20 protein-coding genes are annotated in these 21252 nt (G+C 50.3%); 6 read left to right on the plus strand and 14 right to left on the minus strand.

What is annotated here, in order from left to right; translation table 11 throughout:
- Positions 1-141 precede the first annotated feature (141 nt).
- Both pfkA and U0008_RS00450 read left to right on the plus strand, forming a co-directional pair.
- Positions 142-1104: a 6-phosphofructokinase gene (pfkA, locus tag U0008_RS00445; RefSeq protein WP_004094193.1), complete on the plus strand. Its 963-nt coding sequence runs from the start codon at positions 142-144 to the stop codon at positions 1102-1104.
- 204 nt (positions 1105-1308) lie between these two features.
- Positions 1309-2298 carry a sulfate ABC transporter substrate-binding protein gene (locus tag U0008_RS00450; protein ID WP_043490111.1) on the plus strand — a complete coding sequence of 330 codons (990 nt, stop codon included), beginning with the start codon at positions 1309-1311 and terminating at the stop codon, positions 2296-2298.
- A gap of 63 nt (positions 2299-2361) precedes the next feature.
- Here U0008_RS00450 and tpiA read toward each other — a convergent pair whose 3' ends face one another.
- Complete coding sequence (gene tpiA, locus U0008_RS00455; RefSeq protein WP_025801482.1) at positions 2362-3129, minus strand: triose-phosphate isomerase; 768 nt, start codon at positions 3127-3129, stop codon at positions 2362-2364.
- A 126-nt stretch (positions 3130-3255) separates the two neighbouring features.
- Positions 3256-3939, minus strand: a complete 684-nt coding sequence (locus tag U0008_RS00460) for a DUF1454 family protein (protein ID WP_046449011.1) — start codon at positions 3937-3939, stop codon at positions 3256-3258.
- A gap of 177 nt (positions 3940-4116) precedes the next feature.
- Here U0008_RS00460 and U0008_RS00465 point away from each other — a divergent pair, with 177 nt between their 5' ends.
- Complete coding sequence (locus U0008_RS00465) at positions 4117-4548, plus strand: DUF805 domain-containing protein (protein ID WP_025801480.1); 432 nt, start codon at positions 4117-4119, stop codon at positions 4546-4548.
- 48 nt (positions 4549-4596) lie between these two features.
- Here U0008_RS00465 and fpr read toward each other — a convergent pair whose 3' ends face one another.
- Complete coding sequence (gene fpr / locus U0008_RS00470) at positions 4597-5343, minus strand: ferredoxin--NADP(+) reductase (RefSeq protein ID WP_025801479.1); 747 nt, start codon at positions 5341-5343, stop codon at positions 4597-4599.
- 2 nt (positions 5344-5345) lie between these two features.
- Positions 5346-5969: a helix-turn-helix transcriptional regulator gene (locus tag U0008_RS00475; protein ID WP_025801478.1), complete on the minus strand. Its 624-nt coding sequence runs from the start codon at positions 5967-5969 to the stop codon at positions 5346-5348.
- A gap of 292 nt (positions 5970-6261) precedes the next feature.
- Here U0008_RS00475 and emrD point away from each other — a divergent pair, with 292 nt between their 5' ends.
- Positions 6262-7446 carry a multidrug efflux MFS transporter EmrD gene (gene emrD, locus U0008_RS00480; RefSeq protein ID WP_025801477.1) on the plus strand — a complete coding sequence of 395 codons (1185 nt, stop codon included), beginning with the start codon at positions 6262-6264 and terminating at the stop codon, positions 7444-7446.
- A gap of 52 nt (positions 7447-7498) precedes the next feature.
- Here emrD and glpX read toward each other — a convergent pair whose 3' ends face one another.
- From glpX to U0008_RS00495, 3 genes are all read right to left on the minus strand, one after another.
- On the minus strand, positions 7499-8509 hold the full coding sequence (glpX, locus tag U0008_RS00485; protein ID WP_025801476.1) for a class II fructose-bisphosphatase: 1011 nt from the start codon (positions 8507-8509) through the stop codon (positions 7499-7501).
- A gap of 615 nt (positions 8510-9124) precedes the next feature.
- Complete coding sequence (gene glpK, locus U0008_RS00490; protein ID WP_025801473.1) at positions 9125-10633, minus strand: glycerol kinase GlpK; 1509 nt, start codon at positions 10631-10633, stop codon at positions 9125-9127.
- A gap of 89 nt (positions 10634-10722) precedes the next feature.
- Complete coding sequence (locus U0008_RS00495; protein ID WP_043490118.1) at positions 10723-11568, minus strand: MIP/aquaporin family protein; 846 nt, start codon at positions 11566-11568, stop codon at positions 10723-10725.
- Between the two features lie 520 nt (positions 11569-12088).
- Between U0008_RS00495 and zapB the strand changes: the two genes are divergently transcribed.
- Positions 12089-12331 carry a cell division protein ZapB gene (gene zapB / locus U0008_RS00500; RefSeq protein WP_025801471.1) on the plus strand — a complete coding sequence of 81 codons (243 nt, stop codon included), beginning with the start codon at positions 12089-12091 and terminating at the stop codon, positions 12329-12331.
- Positions 12332-12404: 73 nt separating this feature from the next.
- Here the strand turns inward: zapB and rraA are convergent, their stop codons facing one another.
- From rraA to priA, 7 genes are all read right to left on the minus strand, one after another.
- Complete coding sequence (gene rraA, locus U0008_RS00505) at positions 12405-12890, minus strand: ribonuclease E activity regulator RraA (protein WP_025801470.1); 486 nt, start codon at positions 12888-12890, stop codon at positions 12405-12407.
- Between the two features lie 133 nt (positions 12891-13023).
- A complete protein-coding gene (locus tag U0008_RS00510) occupies positions 13024-13941 on the minus strand; it encodes a 1,4-dihydroxy-2-naphthoate polyprenyltransferase (protein ID WP_043490120.1) in 918 nt (305 codons plus the stop codon).
- Positions 13942-14173: 232 nt separating this feature from the next.
- Positions 14174-15505 carry an ATP-dependent protease ATPase subunit HslU gene (gene hslU, locus U0008_RS00515; protein WP_025801468.1) on the minus strand — a complete coding sequence of 444 codons (1332 nt, stop codon included), beginning with the start codon at positions 15503-15505 and terminating at the stop codon, positions 14174-14176.
- An 11-nt stretch (positions 15506-15516) separates the two neighbouring features.
- Entirely contained in the window at positions 15517-16047 is a 531-nt protein-coding gene (gene hslV, locus U0008_RS00520; RefSeq protein ID WP_025801467.1) for an ATP-dependent protease subunit HslV, read from the minus strand.
- 86 nt (positions 16048-16133) lie between these two features.
- Positions 16134-17114 (minus strand): cell division protein FtsN, encoded by a 981-nt coding sequence (gene ftsN, locus U0008_RS00525; protein WP_072008139.1) that lies wholly within the window; start codon positions 17112-17114, stop codon positions 16134-16136.
- 65 nt (positions 17115-17179) lie between these two features.
- Positions 17180-18190 (minus strand): DNA-binding transcriptional regulator CytR, encoded by a 1011-nt coding sequence (gene cytR, locus U0008_RS00530; RefSeq protein ID WP_390884716.1) that lies wholly within the window; start codon positions 18188-18190, stop codon positions 17180-17182.
- Positions 18191-18487: 297 nt separating this feature from the next.
- Positions 18488-20683 (minus strand): primosomal protein N', encoded by a 2196-nt coding sequence (gene priA, locus U0008_RS00535; protein WP_043490130.1) that lies wholly within the window; start codon positions 20681-20683, stop codon positions 18488-18490.
- A gap of 258 nt (positions 20684-20941) precedes the next feature.
- Between priA and rpmE the strand changes: the two genes are divergently transcribed.
- On the plus strand, positions 20942-21157 hold the full coding sequence (gene rpmE / locus U0008_RS00540) for a 50S ribosomal protein L31 (RefSeq protein ID WP_025801463.1): 216 nt from the start codon (positions 20942-20944) through the stop codon (positions 21155-21157).
- Positions 21158-21252: the final 95 nt, after the last annotated feature.

Consider the following 21252-nt stretch of genomic DNA (forward strand, 5'->3'; position numbering starts at 1 on the left):
GGATAACTTTGATATAATATTCAGCAGTAGCAGCGATAAACGTTCATTTTTTATACCTGTGTCCTGTACCACATATAATAACGTTTAGCGCGATGGCGAAAACAATTCTTAAGAATAGCATCTACAAGCTCAGAGGTAGTCATGATCAAGAAAATCGGTGTATTGACGAGTGGCGGTGACGCTCCAGGTATGAACGCTGCGATCCGTGGTGTTGTACGTGCAGCGTTAGCGAAAGGGTTAGAAGTCTACGGTATTGAGGACGGCTACCTTGGCTTGTACGAAGGTCGAATGAAGCAGCTGGATCGCTCTAGCGTTTCTGACATGATTAACCGCGGTGGTACTTTCTTGGGTTCTGCGCGTTTCCCAGAATTCCGTGACGATAAAGTCCGTGAGAAAGCCGTTGATAACATGCGTAAAGTGGGTTTAGACGCATTGGTTGTTATCGGTGGTGATGGTTCATACATGGGGGCGAAGCGCATCACTGAAATGGGTTTCCCTTGCATTGGTTTGCCTGGCACCATTGATAACGACGTCGCCGGTACCGACTACACCATCGGTTACTTCACCGCGTTAGAAACCGTGGTTGAAGCGATTGACCGTCTGCGTGATACCTCTTCTTCCCACCAGCGTATCTCTATCGTTGAGGTGATGGGCCGCTACTGTGGCGATTTGACCCTGGCGGCGGCGATTGCCGGTGGCTGTGAGTTCATCGTTCTGCCAGAAGTTGAGTTCAAACGCGAAGATCTGGTTAACGAAATCAAAGCGGGCATCATCAAGGGTAAAAAACACGCGATTGTGGCTATCACCGAGCATATCTGTGATATCGATGAGTTGGCGAAACACATCGAGCAAGAGACCGGTCGCGAAACTCGCGCAACGGTACTGGGCCACATCCAGCGCGGTGGTGCGCCGGTTGCTTATGACCGCATTTTGGCTTCCCGTATGGGTGCATACTCCATTGAACTGCTGCTGCAGGGCTATGGCGGTCGTTGCGTCGGTATTCAGAACGAAAAACTGGTTCACCATGACATCATCGACGCCGTTGAAAACATGAAGCGTCCGTTTAAAGGTGACTGGTTAGAAACTGCGAAAATGCTGTACTAATCGTTTCACAAACAGACAGTGAATCTGATTCTAAAAGCCCCGTCTTGGGGCTTTTTGCTTATCTCTACGAATAAATCCCCTGAGTAAAACGCTTTTTATTATTCCCTGAAGGCATAACTGTATCTTTTTTATTCTTTAATGATTCCTCAGGTTTCTGGCAGGCTCTACCTTAACTTCTTGGGGACAAAGTTTTGGAGAGCGGTGATGCATAAATTCGGGATTGGGCTGTCGTTACTGCTGGTGGCTACCGGTGCACTGGCAAAAGATATTCAGTTGCTAAACGTTTCTTACGATCCAACGCGAGAGCTTTATCAACAATACAACGAGGCTTTCAGCAAACACTATAAGCAAGAAACGGGCGATAACGTGACGATCAGGCAGTCTCATGGCGGCTCCGGCAAACAAGCGACCTCGGTCATCAACGGTATCGAAGCCGATGTTGTCACGCTTGCGCTGGCTTATGACGTTGACGCCATCGCTGAACGCGGCCGCATTGATAAAAACTGGATCAAACGCCTACCCGATAACTCTGCACCTTACACTTCGACCATTGTATTTTTGGTACGTAAAGGCAATCCCAAACAGATCCACGACTGGAATGATTTAATCAAGCCGGGCGTTGCCATTATTACCCCGAATCCAAAAACCTCAGGCGGCGCGCGCTGGAATTATTTAGGCGCATGGGGTTATGCATTGCAAAACAACAACAACGATCAGGCGAAAGCGAAAGAGTTCGTGAAGGCGTTGTATAAAAACGTAGAGGTGCTGGATTCTGGCGCGCGTGGGGCAACCAATACCTTTGTTGAGCGAGGTATCGGTGATGTGCTAATCGCATGGGAAAATGAAGCGTTGCTGGCGCAGCATGAGCTGGGCAAAGATCAGTTTGAAATTGTAACGCCAAGCATGTCTATCCTTGCAGAGCCAACGGTATCAGTTGTCGATAAAGTGGTCGATAAGCGCGGTACGCGTCAGGTTGCTGATGAATATCTGAAGTATTTGTATTCACCGGAAGGTCAAACTATCGCGGCGAAGAACTATTACCGCCCGCGCGACGAGGCCATTGCCAAACAATACAGCCAGCAGTTCCCACAGTTGAAGCTGTTTACCGTTGACCAAGTCTTTGGTGGCTGGCAGAAAGCGCAAAAAGAGCACTTTTCAACCGGCGGCGAGTTTGATCAAATCTCGCAGCGATAAAATATCAGATATAAAAAAACCCCGGAGATCCGGGGTTTTTGCATTTAAAGCATAAATAAGCGATTAGGCTTTTTTCGCTTCAGCTGCTGCTTTAACGATAACTGCGAAAGCGTCAGCTTTCAGAGATGCACCGCCAACCAGCGCGCCATCGATGTCTGGCTGGGTGAACAGCTCAGCAGCGTTAGCGGCATTTACAGAGCCACCGTACTGAATGATTACTTCTTCAGCGGCTTCAGCGTTGTGTTTAGCGATATGATCACGGATGAATTTGTGAACGGCCTGAGCCTGTGCTGGAGTTGCAGATTTGCCAGTACCGATTGCCCATACTGGTTCGTAAGCGATGACTGCACCTTTGAACACCTGAGCGCCCATGGTTTTCAGCACGGCGTCTAACTGACGCGCACAAACTTCCTGAGTTTTACCTGCTTCGTTTTCTGCGTCGGTTTCACCGATGCACAGAACAGGGATTAAACCTGCTTCTTTAACCGCTGCGAATTTCTCAGCAATGAACTCGTCGCTTTCTTTGTGGTAAGTACGACGCTCTGAATGGCCGATAATGATGTATTTAGCACCAACATCTTTCAGCATCTGAGCAGAGGTTTCACCAGTGAATGCGCCAGATGCGTTGATACCAACGTCTTGCGCGCCCAGAGCGATACGAGAACCTGCCAGAGTATGTGCAGCCTGATCCAGATAGATAGTTGGTGGCGCGATAGCAACGTCACAGTTGGCCACTTCGCTCAGTTCGTTACGCAGCGCAAGGATCAGTTCGTTGACCATGTGGTGGCTGCCGTTGAGTTTCCAGTTGCCCATGACTAATGGTTGACGCATTTTCATTTCTCCAATTCGGGAACACATAATCGTAAAAGTCTGCCTTACGGCATTGTCTGTAAATCAGTATAGAAAGCTCGCGACTAAGAAGTTTTGTTTTCCATCATGAAATACGAAAGGATGCGACTAAGTTGCATTATCTGATAACGACAGCTTAATCGGTTCAACAGCGAAAGTAATACCTTTTTCTGCGCTATCTGACACCACATAGCGCAATGCCCCATCGTTTTGGGCGAAATAGAGCTGGCCTTTCCCTTTATTCAACAATGAGGAGACCTTAGCGGTGCATTGATCAAAGGACAGTGTAGGCGAAAAATGACGCATGATGGCGGCCATATAATTTACAGCCAGCGCACGTGATGCTTTGTCTTTGTCGTCCGGCTTAACCGTTTTCTTGTCCTCAGCTTTACCACTCTCTTTTTCATCTTTTACGGGAATGGGGGGGATATAAGTAATCTGTAAGCTTTTAATCTTACCGGTGCCTTTTTCCAGCACCACGGAAGAGTAGAGGTCGTCATTGATTTTGCTCGCCGCGCGGGTAATCGCGGTTTCTTCATTTTTAACGCTGATGGCACGGTATTCATTGATGATGAGCGTTGGATTTTCAATGTTGTACTTAGACCGGAACTCAACCAGCGTTAAATCAAAGGTAGGTGCGTTGGGGAGCAGATAAGGCGCCGCAGGGAGTTCGTCACTCAGAGAATGCTTATCATCTGCTGCATGAGCTGAGAAGCTGATGGTGGAGGCCCATAGAAGCAGCATCGGTAAGAGGAAAACGTTGTTGGATGTGTAGCAACTCATTTTTTTCATTGTTGGTCTGATTTTCCAATCCACTATTCTGAATGCTGGTAATACACACGCCTGATACCTGATTAAAGCGTTTTAGGAGGGTGATTGTCAAAATTGTGTGCAAAATTCCCCGATGGCCAATCGAGATAAGGTAGACTTTGCCGCCATTAGGTTTAATTACGTAGGTAACGTCGGAAAATGACCATTCAAAAATGGTGTTTCTCTTTTAACGGACGGATCGGGCGGCGCGATTTCTGGATTTGGATGGGGTTGTGGGCGCTGCTTTTAGTGATTATTTTTTCCATTGCAGGAAGCGGCTGGGTTTCACTGCAAACGGCGGCATTTGGCTTGGTATTTTCTCTTTGGCCAACGGCTGCGGTGCTGGTGAAGCGTTTGCACGATCGTAATAAGTCAGGTTGGTGGGCGCTTTTAGTGGTACTGGCATGGATGCTAGCTGCGGGGAATTGGAGCATGTTGGCCGAGATCTGGCAGTGGGGGGTTGGGCGTTTTGTCCCTACGCTGATTGGTGTGATGATGCTGATTGACTGCGGCTCATTCGTGGGAACAGAAGGTGATAACCGTTTTGGCCCAGAGCCTACACCTGTCGATTTTAAGAACGCAGGGCGTTAAAGCAAAAAAAGTGCCGGACAAATTATCCGGCACCCGATCGTGGCGCTATTACCAGTAATGCTCGCTGGTGATATGGCCTGGTTTACGGCGCAAATGCTTACGCATTCCACGCGTTTCCTTCAGTACCTGCTGGGTATCGCGCACCATCTGCGGATTACCGCATAACATAATGTGGCTGTTATCGGCATCAATTTTCAGGCCGACGGCGGCTTCCAGCGAGCCATCCTCAATTAGTGCGGGAACTCGCCCCTGCAGTGAACCCGCAGCGTTCTCACGGCTAACTACGGTTTGAATCCGCAGTTTACCGTTATAACGCTGCTCAAGTTGTTGCATCAGCGGCAAATAGCTTAGGTCTTGCGCCAAGCGAGCGGCATGAACCAAAACGATATTTTCAAAGCGTTCTAGGTCTTTGCCTTCCTGCAGAATTGACAAATAAGGCCCCAGCGCGGTCCCTGTCGCGAGCATCCATAGCGTATTACAGTCAGGCACCTCTTCCAGAACAAAGAAGCCTGCGGCCTCTTCAGTCACTTGTAAAGTATCTCCGGCCTGCAAGCTGTGCAGGCGAGGGCTGAGCTTGCCATCAGGCACGGTCACCAGATAAAACTCTAAGTTATTATCACTCGGCGCGTTGACGTAAGAGTAAGCGCGTTGCACACGCTCACCGTCGATATCCAAGCCGAGTTTGGCAAACTGGCCAGCCTTAAAGGCATTGACCGGTGCTTGCACTTGTATGCTGAACAGATTATCTGTCCAGTGTTGAACTTGAGTAATGGTTCCCGTTACCCATTCTGCCATGGTTACAACTCCCGAGGTGTAATGCGATATGCACAGCGGCGTGAGTTGGAAATAATATGCTCGACTCGGTCGATTTCATAGTTCGGCCCTAAAAGACGATGCAATAAACTCAGCTCTGAGTTGCATAAGTTACCGCAGTTATGGGCTGCAACGCCAATCGGACAGTGGTTTTCGATCAGGACAACGGCATCGTCTTCGACTTCCAACTCGGCCATATAGCCGTCGTTTTGGCGCAGGCGAGCCAAGGCCTGAAAGCGCTCCTCACCTTCGGGATGCTTTTCAAGCTCGGTCGTATAACGCTGGAAGAGAGAGTCTTCGCGCACGTTAATGAGTTTGTCGACGCCTTCATCACCAAATAATTGCTGTGCGGCGCCAAGTAACACGCGTGACAGATCTTGATGACGATCTGGGAATTGGCCGTGGCCCTTGGTGGTTAATGACCAATAACGCGTTGGGCGACCTACCTTGGTTCTGGCCTCTTCATAACAGACAAGCTCACGTTGCTCGAGCTGCTGTAAATGCTGGCGAATGCCCATAGTCGTGATAGAAATTCTATCTGCGAGCATTTTGGCTGATTGAGGGCCTAGGCTCTTCAACTGCAGCATAATCAGTTCTGGTGTCTTCATGACTCAAATCCTTTTGGAAAGTGGGTATATAGTTTAATAACTTATAAATCGCTATTAAATGATTAATATTCTCTATTTTTAATCTCGTCGCAGAAAGAACATGTTGCTGTAACTTTTTCTTTACGAGTCGGGTACTTTTATATGCCAAATCACACCAGAATAAAGAACCTTACTCTCTCGTTTATTTAAACCAATCTGTTAGATTATGCGCCGATCTATGGGTTTAACTTCCTGACTTTCACCAAGTGAATGGTCGATTATACTAATTTAATGCGTCGGCAAGCGTAAGATAATGAGAAAGCTCGAAAATTTTCATCTGTTAGTGATGTTGATTCTATTAGTCGCCGTTGGTCAGATGGCGCAAACCATTTATGTGCCTTCTATTGCCGATATGGCGCGCGATTTAGGTGTGCGTAGCGGTGCGGTGCAGGGCGTAATGGCGGCGTATTTACTGACCTATGGTGGCTCGCAGTTGATCTACGGCCCGATATCCGATCGGGTGGGCCGTCGCCCCGTTATTCTGCTCGGTATGGGGATTTTCATCGCTGGTGCCTTGTGGGCATTGCTGTCTACCAATTTAGACATGCTGATCATGGCGAGTGCCTTGCAAGGAATGGGGACGGGTGTTGCCGGCGTAATGGCGCGAACGATGCCCCGCGATCTTTACGAAGGGCCTTCTCTGCGTTATGCCAATAGCCTATTAAACATGGGTATTCTGGTTAGCCCGCTGCTGGCACCGGTCATCGGCGGCATGTTGGATTCGGTACTAGGCTGGCGTGCTTGCTATGGCTTCCTACTGCTGCTGTGCGTTTGCGTTATGTTTTCGATGTATCGCTTTCTGCCAGAAACTCGCCCAGCTAACGCACCGCGTAAGAACATGCTTGCCAGCTACAAGATGTTGCTGACTAACGGCTCGTTTGGTTGCTATCTGATTATGCTGGTTGGTGGACTGGCTGGGGTAGCTGTATTTGAAGCCTGCTCCGGCGTCTTAATGGGCGGCGTATTAGGACTTAGCGGCATTGTCGTTAGTATTCTGTTTATTCTGCCTATTCCTGCGGCCTTCTTCGGCGCTTGGTACGCAGGACGTCAGGGAAAAAGCTTCTCCACGCTGATGTGGCATTCGGTGATTAGCTGTTTAGTTGCGGGATTCATGATGTGGATACCAGGCTGGTTCGGCATTATGAATATCTGGACGCTGGTTGTACCTGCGGCGTTGTTCTTCTTTGGCGCTGGAATGCTGTTCCCACTGGCGACCACCGGTGCCATGGAGCCATTCCCGTTCTTGGCGGGTGCTGCGGGTGCTTTAGTGGGTGGATTGCAAAACGTAGGTTCTGGTGCGATGGCGTGGTTTTCAGCGCTGTTGCCTCAGACGGGGCAATTCAGCTTAGGCATGTTAATGACGGCAATGGGCGTGATGATTCTGCTTTGTTGGCTGCCACTGGCGCATAAAATGCAGCAGCAAGGGCATATGGCGTAGTTGAGCGAACATCGTTCAGCCTCCTCGAGAACGGGAGGCTGAACGAGTGAAACTAGATAATCAATTCGCAGATCTTCGGATCTTTACGGTCTAGGTAATGCGTTGAGCGAATGCGGCGAATCGTTCGCGATTTACCACGAATCAGCAGCGTTTCCGTTGTCGCCATATTGCCTTTACGATAAATCCCTTCCAGCAAATCGCCCTTCGTGATCCCCGTTGCGGAGAACACCACGTTATCGTTACGCGCCATTTCATCCAGACGCAGCACTTTACCGGCTTCAATACCCATTTCAGCACAGCGCTTCAGCTCTTGCTCGCCTAAAGCACGGTTTTCAGGCGTGTCGCCTTTTACGTCGTGGCGTGCCAGCAGGCGGCCATGCATATCGCCATCCAGAGCACGAATAACGGCGGCTGATACTACGCCTTCAGGCGCACCACCGATGCCATACATCACATCGACTTCGCTTTCAGGCATACAGGTCAGAATTGAGGCGGCAACATCACCGTCAGGAATGGCAAAAACTTTAACGCCCATCGCCTGCATTTCCGCAATAACGCCATCATGGCGAGGTTTTGCCAGCGTGATGACGGTCAGTTCATGCAGTGGTTTTTCCAGTTTTTCAGCTACTAAACGCAGGTTTTCGGCCAATGGACGATTTAAATCGATAACCCCCTTAGCTTGAGGCCCTACGACTAACTTTTCCATATACATATCTGGCGCGCGTAAAAACGTACCCTTATCACCGACAGCCATCACGGCGAGCGCATTTGACTGCCCCATGGCCGTCATGCGAGTGCCTTCAATAGGATCTACCGCGATATCAACCTGATCGCCGTTGCCAGTACCGACACGCTCGCCGATATATAACATTGGCGCTTCATCGATCTCTCCTTCACCGATGACGATTTCCCCGTCGATATCGACCTGATTAAGCATAATGCGCATCGCATTTACGGCAGCGCCGTCGGCGGCATTTTTGTCACCACGACCTAACCATTTATAACCTGCCAGTGCTGCGGCTTCTGTGACGCGGGAGAACTCGATGGCTAATTCACGTTTCATTGTAGATCCGTATTGGTTACTGAAAGTTTGAAGGATAAAGACGGGAGGGGATTTTAGCACAAGGTGAGTGGGGGGATTGGAAAACGATTGCAGGGGCATCATGCTGCTGCCTTCTATTCTATGTTGGAGCGGTGAAGGGTTTCATCCGCCAGTCAGCAAATTTGTTTCCATGAATCCGTTGGCGTAGGCGTCCGATGAGAGCCCCGTTGCGCGGGGGCTCTTAACTCGCGCGCTTTTTACCGAGCTGTTTGGCCGACCGGTCTCGGAGCGCACATCCTGTGCGCCCTCAACCTGCCACCAGCATCCCTGCTGGCGGCTCTAAAATACATTCTTTCAACAGGACAAGACAAAAGATAAAAGGCAAAAGACATTTTTGTCTTTTTAACTATTTAAGTTTTGGTAGAGAGAGCCGCCGGTACAGGGATGTACCGGTGGAGTTTGGGGCGCCCTGGATGGGCGATACCAAACCGGAGCGGAGATGGCGTCTCGGACAAAAGCGCGAGGATTGAAGGGGCGCGCGCTGGCGCCCCTCATCGGTCGCCTACGCCAGTGGTTGCAGAAAAACACAACGGATAGCGGGCGAACGAAACCTTACACCTTAGCTTTACATAAATATCAATCGTGCTCTTCCCACGCCTGAGCGCGTGACACCGCTTTTTTCCAGCCGCTGTAGCGGTAGTTACGCTCTACGGTTTCAATGCTTGGACGGAATTCACGTTCGATAGTCGCTTTACTGCGCAGCTCTTCCAGGTCGCTCCAGAAACCAACGGCTAAGCCAGCCAGATAAGCTGCACCCAACGCGGTCACTTCTAGCACCGCAGGGCGTTCAACACGCGTACCGAGGATGTCAGACTGGAACTGCATCAGGAAGTTGTTGGCAACGGCACCACCGTCGACACGCAGCGCTTTCAGACGAGTACCTGAGTCTGCCTGCATGGCGTCTAGCACATCACGAGTTTGATAGGCGATAGATTCCAACGTGGCACGGATGATGTGGTTGCTATTGACGCCACGGGTTAGACCGAAGATCGCGCCACGCGCATACGGGTCCCAATACGGTGCGCCCAAACCGGTGAAGGCAGGAACAACGTACACGCCGTTGCTGTCTTTGACTTTCGTAGCGAAGTACTCAGAGTCGGCCGCATCGTTGATAAGCTTCATCTCATCGCGCAGCCACTGAATGGATGCACCACCGATAAATACTGCACCTTCCAGCGCATAGTTAACTTCACCGCGTGGGCCACAGGCGATGGTCGTTAACAGGCCGTGTTTAGAAGGAACTGCTTCTTTGCCGGTGTTCATCAGGAGGAAGCAGCCGGTGCCATAGGTATTTTTCGCCATGCCTTCCTGGACACACAGTTGGCCATAAAGCGCTGCCTGCTGGTCACCCGCGATACCCGCGATAGGAATACGTGTCCCGCCTTTACCACCGATGTTGGTTTGACCATAGATTTCTGACGATGGGCGTACGGTTGGCAGCATTTCGCGAGGGATATCCAGCGCTTCCAGCATGCGCTCATCCCACTCAAGGGTGTGGATGTTGAACATCATGGTACGAGAGGCGTTGGTATAATCAGTGACGTGAACACGCCCCTGAGTCATTTTCCATACCAGCCATGTATCCACGGTACCGAACAGCAGTTCGCCTCGCTTCGCACGTTCACGCGAACCTTCAACGTGATCCAGAATCCATTTTACTTTGGTACCGGAGAAATACGGGTCAACCACTAAGCCTGTATTGTGGCGAATGTACTCTTCCATGCCCGCTTTTTTCAGCTTTTCACAAATGTCAGCGGTACGGCGGCATTGCCAGACGATAGCGTTATAAATTGGCTTACCGGTTTCTTTTTCCCACACGATGGTGGTTTCACGCTGGTTGGTGATACCGATACCGGCGATTTGATCTGAACTAATATCTGCCTTCGCAAGAACTTCGACCAGAGTAGAACTTTGCGTCGCCCAAATCTCCATTGGGTCATGTTCAACCCATCCTGCTTTTGGATAGATTTGCTCAAATTCACGCTGAGAGACGCTGATGATATTAGCGTCATGATCCAGTACCACAGCACGAGAGCTGGTGGTTCCTTGGTCGAGCGCGACGATGTATTTTTTTTCGGTCGTCATAACATTAATCCTGCGTTGATGAACTGAAAACGACATGGTGTCTCAAAGAGATGAAAACCGGCGCAGATATCACCTACGCCGGTGAATGACTAAGCCTTACGCTGTTCGGGTTTCGCTGCTGGCTCATCTTCTAACTTGCACACATCACATGGCAAGTGGCGGCCAATCAATGAGCGGTAACCGAAGGCACCAATACATGCACCGACGATTGGGCCAAAGATAGGTACTAAGAAGTATGGAATATCACGGGCACCCGTAAAGGCCACTTCACCCCAGCCTGCCACATAGGTAAAGATTTTAGGTCCAAAGTCACGGGCTGGATTTAGGGCAAATCCGGTTAGTGGACCCATGGATGCACCGATAACTGCGATCAGGATACCGATCAACAGCGGCGCTAATGGCCCACGCTGAATCCCGTTGCCGTCATCAGTAAGAGCGAGGATCAAGCACATCAGAATGGCGGTAATCACGGTTTCAACCAAGAAGGCTTGTCCAACCGAGATATGTGGATTTGGGTAAGTTGAGAATACGCCCGCCTGATCCAAGCTGGCTACGCTGCCGCGCACGATGTGGTTGGCTTGTTCATAATCGACAAACAGGTTGTGATATAAGCCATACACCAGGGCTGCCGCGCAAAATGCACCTGCGATTTGCGCGATGATGTAAGGCACAACCTTACGTTTATCGAAGCAGGCAAATAGCCATAACGCGATGGTCACGGCAGGGTTAAGGTGTGCACCAGAAATGGCGGCAGTAAGGTAAATTGCCATGGCAACACCCAAGCCCCAAATGACGCTTATTTCCCACTGACCAAAACTTGCGCCCGCCAGCTTGAGTGCGGCTACGCAGCCACATCCAAAAAATATCAGCAACGCGGTGCCAAGAAACTCAGCGATGCATTGCCCTTTTAACGTTGAACTAGCTGTTTGGCTCATGACTTGATGTCCTAACGACGAATTATTGTAGGGAGTAAGGCTCAGCCCTTATCTATTTATTTTGGGCTTGTTGTAAATTTATCGTTAACGAGCAAAAACGAGAAATAGCGAAATCAAAATGTGTGTGCTTCGTCATAAAAATGAGTGAAGCCGCGCATTTAGTGCTCTTTTAGCGAAATTTTTTTGTGATCTGACCACTGACACAGATCATGGTGACACGATTTTGTAAAATAATTGTGAAAACAACATCGTAGAGAAAAATGCTTTTTTTAGGGATTTGCTGATAGGCAGAAGGTGCGAATTTGTTACAGACTGCACTTTGCCTCAGTATCGCGCTAGACAGTAGAGAATGGGGTACATACAATCGGAGTTGAAAAGAATTTATTGCGCAGTGGCTTGCGCGCCTTGAGGTGACAGCAGCCGTTGTGTTTATGGGCGCAACTATATTTTCGCAGTGGGTGCTAAAGAAACGCACTCACTACAGCAGATGTACGCCTGGCTATGATAAGGGGACAGAAGAATGTCATTTGAAGTATTTGAAAAATTGGAAGCAAAAGTTCAGCAGGCGATTGATACCATTACGCTGTTGCAGATGGAAATCGAAGAGCTGAAAGAACAAAACACTCAACTGAATCAAGAAGTTCAGCAAGCCGCTGGCTCTCGTGAGTCTTTGGTGCGTGAAAACGAACAGCTTAAAGAAGAACAAACTGCATGGCAGGAGCGCCTGCGCTCTTTGTTAGGCCGCATGGATGAAGTTAACTAAGCTGTCTTTATTCATGGTTAAGATATAAAAAAGGCGCTCAATGAGCGCCTTTTCTCACAAAGGAAGCGATGGATTATTCAAGATCCAACGGTTCTTCGGAAAGAATAATACCGGTGTTATCTGCATACAGATGATCACCAGAGAAGAAGGTCACGCCGCCGAAATTGACGCGGATATCGCTTTCGCCGATGCCTTCTCCGTCTGCGCCAGCAGGAATGGCCGCCATTGCTTGAATACCGATATCCAGTTCCTCAAGGTCATCGACCTGACGAACGGCACCGTACACCACAATGCCTTCCCACTCATTCTGAGCTGCAAGACGAGCCAGTTCCGCGTTGATTAAAGCACGGCGCACAGAACCGCCGCCGTCGATGACCATTACGCGTCCACGTCCGTTTTCTTCCAGCAATTCATAGAGCAGGCCGTTATCCTCAAAGCATTTCACGGTAGTGATCTGCCCGCCAAACGAAGTACGCCCACCAAAGTTGGAGAACAACGGTTCTACTACATTCACATCTTCATGATAAATGTCGCATAGTTCGGAAGTATCGTATTTCATAGGATTAACGTCTGTTTGCCGCAGGGGGGTCTAGTATATCCCCTTATTCATGTTGTTTGCAAAAACACCAATTGTTAAATATGACTAAACGCGGCGCTGGCGCACGTTTTGCGCGCCAGCGAAAAGAGGGGAATTAGCTGAGCACGGTGCCAATGGCGAATAAGACGTTGGCTAGTAAGGCACTTTTCACCATGTTTTCTAGCATCGGTCGCATTGCTTCTGGCGTGCGGTGTGTGAAAACGTAGCGGCCATGCTTATACAGCATGGGGATAGCGAGAACGAACAGCCAGCCAAACGCGCTTTTGAGATTCACCAAGGCGAACAAGGCTAAGCACACCACGGCGCCAATCAGTAAAGCCACGTGGTAGACGCGTGCTTTGATGGGCCCGAGACGTACAGCCAGCGTGTTTTTGCCATTCACCGCATCATTTTCGATATCGCGCAGGTTATTGATATTCAAAACCGCCGTGGCTAAGAAACCACAGGCCGTGGCTGGCAGCATGACAACGCTGTCAAAAGTCCCCGCCTGCAGATAATAGGTGCCTGCTACGCTGAGCCAGCCAAAGAAGACCAGCACGGAAATATCGCCCAAACCCATATAGCCATAAGGACGAGTGCCTACGGTGTAGGTAATCGCGGCGATGATGGCCATCAAACCTAAAACCAAAAATCCGATGATATCTTGTGGCTTCTGGCAGGCGACGGCAATGAGTGCAATACCGGATAAAATGGTGATCACCACGGTAATGCCGAGCGCTCGCTTCATCTGCGCTTGGGTAATCACGCCTTTTTGCATACCACGCAATGGCCCGATGCGCTCTTCGGTATCGCTTCCTTTCACGGCATCGCCATAGTCATTGGCGAGGTTGGAGAGAATTTGCAGCATCGCCGCCGTCAGTAGCGCAAGCAGGGCAATTTCGACCTTAAAGGTATGTTGCCACGCTGCAATGGCAGAACCGGTGACAATAGATGCCAAAGCCAGCGGCAAGGTACGCAGGCGCAAACTTTCCAACCAGGCGCGTGGCCTGCTAATTGTTGTTGATGAACTCATTATTCGCTTCAGTCGCTCAGGGGATCCCATCGTGAAATATTCGGGTGAGGGTTCCAGTTAAGGTCGGTAATCTACCATATTTTATCAAATGGATATTGTATACCCGTTATACGTGATGCTGCCTCGGTGTTAGCCGTGGCGTGCAACGCCAATATTTTAGGGTATAGACGTAAAAAAGGGAGGCCAAAGCCTCCCTTTTACCACAACCGATAGGGACGGTTCTTAAAACGAATTATAGGATAAACCGGCTCAGATCTTCATCTGCAACGAGCTCATCGAGATGATTACGCACATATTCCGCATCAATCGTCACTGTTTGGCCGCTCATATCGCTGGCTTCGAAGGAAATTTCTTCGACCAGACGTTCCAGAATGGTGTGTAAGCGACGTGCACCGATGTTTTCTGCGCTTTCGTTAACTCGCCATGCCGCTTCAGCGATATGACGTACGCCGTCAGCGGTGAAGTTAATGGTCAGGCCTTCGGTGGCCATCAACGCCTGATACTGTTCTGTCAGGGACGCACTTGGCTCGGTCAGGATACGTTCGAAGTCTTCTGTCGTCAGCGCCTGTAGCTCAACGCGGATTGGCAGACGGCCCTGTAGTTCTGGGATCAGATCCGATGGGCTGGATACTTGGAATGCGCCAGAAGCAATAAACAGAATGTGATCGGTTTTCACCATGCCGTGCTTGGTGGAAACGGTGCAGCCTTCAATCAGAGGCAACAGGTCACGCTGAACGCCTTCGCGGGAAACGTCTGGGCCAGAGGATTCACCGCGTTTACAGATTTTGTCGATCTCATCGATAAATACGATACCGTTTTGCTCAACGGCGTGAATCGCCTGCTCTTTCAGCTCTTCTGGATTAACCAGTTTTGCGGCTTCTTCTTCAATCAGTAGCTTGAACGCTTCTTTGATTTTGATTTTGCGCGCTTTCTGCTTTTGACCGCCCAGATTTTGGAACATGGACTGCAGCTGGTTGGTCATTTCTTCCATGCCAGGAGGTGCCATGATTTCAACGCCAACCGGTGAAGCGGCTAATTCTAATTCGATTTCTTTATCATCGAGCTGACCTTCACGCAGTTTCTTGCGGAAGCTCTGGCGTGCAGCGGATGGCTCGGCGCTTTGCTCAGCCTGACCCCAGTTGTTTTTTGCTGGTGGGATCAAGACGTCCAGAATACGCTCTTCGGCCATTTCTTCGGCGCGATAGCGGTTCTTTTCGATGGACTGCATGCGCACCATTTTCATGGCGGAGTCAGTCAGATCACGGATGATAGAGTCAACTTCTTTGCCCACATAGCCCACTTCGGTGAACTTGGTGGCTTCAACCTTGATGAACGGTGCGTTGGCTAATTTAGCCAGACGACGGGCGATTTCGGTTTTACCGACGCCGGTTGGGCCGATCATCAGAATATTTTTTGGTGTCACTTCATGACGCAGCTCATCGTTGAGCTGCATACGACGCCAGCGGTTACGCAGGGCAATTGCCACGGCGCGTTTTGCCGAGTGTTGGCCAATGATGTAGCTGTCGAGTTCGCTGACAATTTCGCGTGGGGTCATCTCAGACATGTTTGGAGTCCTTACGCTTTGGAGTCTAATTCTTCAATGGTGTGGAACTGATTGGTGTAGATGCAGATATCACCAGCTATACCCAGCGCTTTATCAACGATTTCGCGGGCACTCAGTTCTGTGTTTTCTAGCAATGCGCGAGAGGCTGCCTGAGCATAAGGGCCGCCGGAACCTATCGCGATTAAATCATTTTCAGGCTGAATAACGTCACCGTTGCCGGTGATGATGAGGGAGGCGTTTTCATCCGCGACGGCCAGCAGCGCTTCGAGCTTGCGCAGCATGCGGTCGGTGCGCCAGTCTTTGGCAAGCTCAACGGCGGCTTTAACCAAATGTCCCTGATGCAGTTCCAGTTTACGTTCAAAGAGTTCGAACAGGGTGAAGGCATCTGCGGTGCCGCCAGCAAATCCGGCAATAACGCGGTCGTTATAGAGACGACGCACTTTACGAACATTACCTTTCATCACGGTATTGCCCATGGTCGCCTGACCATCACCACCGATCACCACTTTACCGTTGCGGCGTACGCTTACTATTGTTGTCACGAGCAGACCCCCGTAGCTGACGAAATAAGAACCCCACACTTTTGTGTGGGGGCATTGTCAGATAGATGGGGGGGATATTTTGCTTTTCAACCCCCGACGGAGAGGGCAATACAGCCAGACATCCCATCACCCTTCAATCGTTGCAGCATTTTGTCTGCTGAAGCGCGGCTGGTGTATGGGCCTAACAGAACGCGATTCCAGCCACCGCCAGCGGTAATACGGCTTTCTACGCCGCCAAAGGCGAGCTGGGCTCTGACTGATTCCGCCTGATCGGTGCTGCGGAATGAACCACATTGCACCATCCATTTCTGCGCGTTTTCTTTTTCAGGTGCTTTCTCAGCCGCTTTTTCTGTTTTGGTCTCTTTTGCTGGTGCAGGTTGCTCTGCCACGCTTGTCACCGGAGCCGGTTTTTCTTTGTGCGGCTGCTGAACCGGTGGCTGAGTCGCTTGCACTGGTGGTGCTGTGCGCACAGGACGTGCCGGTTCAGTGGTGGTTTGGCGAGGCTGAGAAGGTGCCGTATTTTGCTGAGAGAACGGATTGCGTGGCTGTGAACTCGTGACCGGCTGTTGCTGGGTATAGGTTTGATCCGGCATCCGGCTATTTTGCGGCGCGCGACGTGCAATCTGCGTTTGATCGTTATACGGCACTTCAGACAGCTGAGTTGGCTGCTGACGCATATCAGACTGCATTTGGTCGAGAAGCTGGCGCTGTTCTGCGGTCAGCTGTGGCTGCTGCGTAGGTGCAGTGGCTGCGCTACTGGTGGGATCTGTAGGCGTAGCAACGCCAACCTGACGATTCTCAAGTTCTTTGATGTAACGCCAGCGCTCTTCCGGTTTTGGAGGAAGACCATTACCCGCATGTTTGGCCTGCGTCGGTAACAGTTCATCACTGTCTGGCTTATGGTGAGTCAGGAAATAAAGGCCGGCAGCGAAAGTCACTAAAACCCCCAAGGCGACAACCACCATGGTTTTAGAGATACTCCGAGATGATTTTTTCTTTTTCCGGGTATTGGTTTTGCGCTTCGCTCCTGATGAGCGGCCCCGGCTCACATAGTCTCTTTGTGCCACTGTCTTTTCGCTACATCGTGATTTTGAATTAAGAGCGCCATGTTACTGAACTCATCCCAATTTAACTAGCGTTTCGGCGCAGATGTACTTCCTCTGACGATAAATTCGCTGTCTAACAGTCTTGAACCGCTCACCACAGAGCGACTGTGAAGCTGTTCTAACAGCAATAACATCGCTTCTCGGCCAATTTGGTAGCGTGGTTGAGAAACGGTGGTCAGCGGAGGATCGCAGTACTGCGCCTGTTTTATATCGTCAAAACCGACCAGAGAAACGTCATCGGGTACGCGTAATCCCATGCGCTTGGCTTGAGAAAGCGCGCCAATCGCCATCACATCACTATGGCAGAAAATCGCCGTTGGTGGCTGTGGCAAGGACATCAGATTATGCATAGCCTGTGCGCCAGCCTCATAGGTAAAGTCGCCGCGCTCAACAAAACTTTTCTCTTCGGCGATACCGCAGCGTCGCAATGCCTGAATATAGCCACGTAGGCGATATTTACTCAGTGGCATACTTTCAGGGCCTGCAATACAGGCAATACGATGATGACCTAGCTCATGCAGATAGAGCACGGCCTCAAAGGCTGCGGTGAGGTTATCGATATGGACAGTTGGAAGTTCAAGTTCGGGAGCGAACTCGTTAGCCATCACCATCGGTGGCAAATTTTTCTGTTCTTCTTTGCTGGCATCAAAAGGAACGTTCGAGCCGAGCAGCAGCATGCCATCGATTTGTTTAGTGATAATAAGGTTAACGAAGGTTTTTTCCTGCTGCTGTTGCTGAGCGCAGTCGCCTAGCAAAACCAAATACCCATGCTCAGCGGCGGTGCGTTCTACGCCTTGGATCACTTCGGCAAAAAAAGGATCGCAGATATCAGGCACAATCACCAGAATCGTGCGCGATTCATTTCGCTTGGCGCTGCGGGCCAACGCATGCGGAGAATAACCAACGGCTAATACGGCCTGTTCAACTTTTTGGCGGGTAGATGCAGAGACTTTCTCGGGGTTCATCAATGCTCGTGAAACGGTGGCCGTTGAGACACCGGCGTGTTCAGCCACATCTTTCATGGTGGCAGCAGACATGCTTTGCTTCTCTTCCAACGCTGTTCTCCTTGCGTCTGGCGAAACGCCGACGCGGCGAGTGTTGCTCGTCCTGTTTTACTGAATGAAAACCAGCTTCCTTGCGTCATCCCAAATTTTATTGTCTGGAATGCTCATACCAGTTCATGAATTACCATATGGATCACATTTTAAACAGAATGCACCCTGCTGTTGTTACCTAATTTGCATGAGAAATGTGACCTAGATAGATTTTTTAGATCGGGATCGCAAATCATCATTTTTATCTCTCTGTCTGATGGCCTTTCTCATCAAGGCAGATCAGTTATCGGTAGGGTCAACGTCCACTGTCCATTTTACTTTTTTCACCGTTGGCAACGTGCCAATCAGTGGCAGTGTGCCTTTAACAATTTTCTGTAAACGGGCACGAGACGGATGTTGAAGCAGCAACTGCCAGCGGAATCGTCCTCCGCGTTTGGGTTGCAGCGCGGGTACCGGCCCTAGAATCCAGAATGACTCATCACGCAGTGGGCTGGCTTCTAATAGATTTCTTAATTGTTGCAAAAACTGGGGTGCATTTTGGTTATCGTGATCGTCGGCGCGTACCATGATGTGGCTGGTATACGGGGGAAGAAATACGCTTTTGCGCTCTTTTAAGGCCTGCTCGGCAAACGCATCATAGCCTTGGTTAAGCAGTGTCAGCAGTAAAGGGTGCTCTGGGTGATGGGTTTGTAATATGACTTCGCCCTGTTTTCCTGCGCGGCCCGCGCGGCCCGATACCTGCGTATAAAGTTGGGCAAAACGTTCGGCAGAGTGGAAGTCAGCGGAAAACAGCGCGCCGTCTACGTCAAGCAAAGCTACCAGCGTGACGTTAGGAAAGTGATGGCCCTTCGCCAGCATTTGGGTGCCGATCAAGATACGAGCGCCACCGCGGTGTACTTCAGCCAATTGTTGCTCTAATGCGCCTTTGCGGCTGGTGGTATCGCGGTCAATGCGGGTAATCGGCGTGTCAGGGAAAAGCGCCACGAGCTCGGTTTCTAATTGTTCCGTTCCCAACCCAACAGGCACTAAATTGGTGGTGCCACACTGTGGGCACTGGCGCGGGATTGGCTTTTGGCTGTCGCAATGATGGCAGCGCAAATGGTGCTGCTGCTGATGCAGGGTGTAGTAATGATCGCAGCGCTGACATTCGGCAATCCAGCCACATTCATGGCACAGTAGCGCTGGAGCAAAACCTCGGCGGTTTAAAAATAAAATCACCTGATTACCGGCGTCAACGTGTTGTTTCATTCGTTGCAGCAAGGGCTGTGCAAGACCGGCTTTTAGCGGCAGGCCTTTTAAATCGAGCAAGTGTTGGGTGGCTGGTTTTGCGTTTCCCGCTCGCTGCGTGAGCCGCAAACGACGGTATTTACCCAACTCAACGTTATGCAATGTTTCTAATGCGGGTGTAGCCGAACCCAGCACGATAGGGATATCTTCCTGATGTGCGCGGAATACGGCTAAATCACGCGCGTGGTAGCGCCAGCCTTCCTGCTGCTTATAAGAACTATCATGCTCTTCATCAATGATGATAACGCCTAAGCGAGCAAAGGGCGTAAACAGCGCTGAGCGCGTCCCGATAACGATGGCGCTTTCACCGTTGCGCGCCCGCAGCCAAGCCGCGAGGCGTTCACTGTCGTTTAAACCAGAATGAAGCACATCTACCGGGGCGTTGAACCGTTCTCTAAACCGGGCGATGGTTTGCGGGGTGAGTCCTATCTCAGGTACTAAAACCAGCGCTTGGCGGCCCTGTGCGAGAATATTTTCGATGACGCTTAAATAAACTTCGGTTTTGCCGGAGCCGGTGACGCCCGCCAGCAACCATGCGCTGAACTGGTTGTCTTCGCTACGAATCGCGCCCACGGCGGTGGCTTGTTCAGTGTTGAGCTTTAAGCGCTCACCGTTTACCGCATAGTTTTTACGCCAGTCTTGAAGCTCTGGCGACTCAGCGCGTAACTCGGCCAGCCCTTTGGCTTTGATGCTTTGTAGTGCGGCATCGGTGAGATCGCATTCAACGACCTGATGGCGATACAGAGGCCGCTGCAACAACATGGCGAGCGCTTGCTGCTGCTTGGGGGCGCGTTTGAGTGTTTCAGATAGGGTCGCTTTGCCCTGTTCCGTTATCACCCATTGCCAGAGTTGCCCATGCTGGGCGGGTTTCCCCTGACGTAGCATCACCGGAAGCGCATGAAATAAAACCTCGCCGATCGGGTAGTGATAATAGTCTGCCGCCCAGCGCAGCATGTGCCACATGCGGGAGGAAAATAGCGATTCATCGTCAATGATATGGTGAATCGACTTTAAATTTTCGAGCGGAAGTTCGCTGTGCTCGCTGACGCCGGTGATAATGCCGATCATTTTACGCTGTCCAAAAGGCACACTGACCCGTACACCCACGGCGGGTTTCACACCTGCGGGCAGAAGGTAATCAAAGGTGCGTGGCAATGGAACGGGTAAAGCTACGTGAGCGACCGACATGTTTTATCCTGCTTCTAAATGTATGCGTAGTTTACATGCAGGGAGGGGGGAGTGAATCAGTTTAATTGATATCGCTGATTTTACGTGTCGTAATAGAAGATGAATAAAGCCACTTGCAATTCGATTGCGGTGGATGTTTTATCTCTGTATAATTCGCCGCCTTTGATAGTCTTTTTTATCAAACCAAATTTATCAACCACGCGTGGTGTCTGGCGGAATAGGGCTGGATAGCGACGCGGCCTTAACTGAGGTTATCCCATGAAACAAGGTATCCACCCGAACTACGTTGCAATCACTGCAACTTGCTCTTGCGGCAACGTGATTAAAACTCATTCTACCGCAGGTCACGACCTGAACCTGGACGTATGTGGTAACTGCCACCCGTTCTATACTGGCAAGCAGCGTGATGTTGCTACCGGTGGTCGTGTTGACCGCTTCAACAAGCGTTTCAGCGTACCAGGCACTAAGAAGTAATTCTTTTTGCTCAAGAAAAAGGCACCTAAGGGTGCCTTTTTTGTTGCCTAAAATTCAGTGAAATAGGCGTACAAATAAAAAAGCCTCTTCGAGAA

Origin of the sequence: Hafnia alvei (assembly GCF_034424155.1) — a bacterium.
In the GTDB taxonomy this organism is placed as follows: Bacteria; Pseudomonadota; Gammaproteobacteria; order Enterobacterales; family Enterobacteriaceae; genus Hafnia; species Hafnia alvei.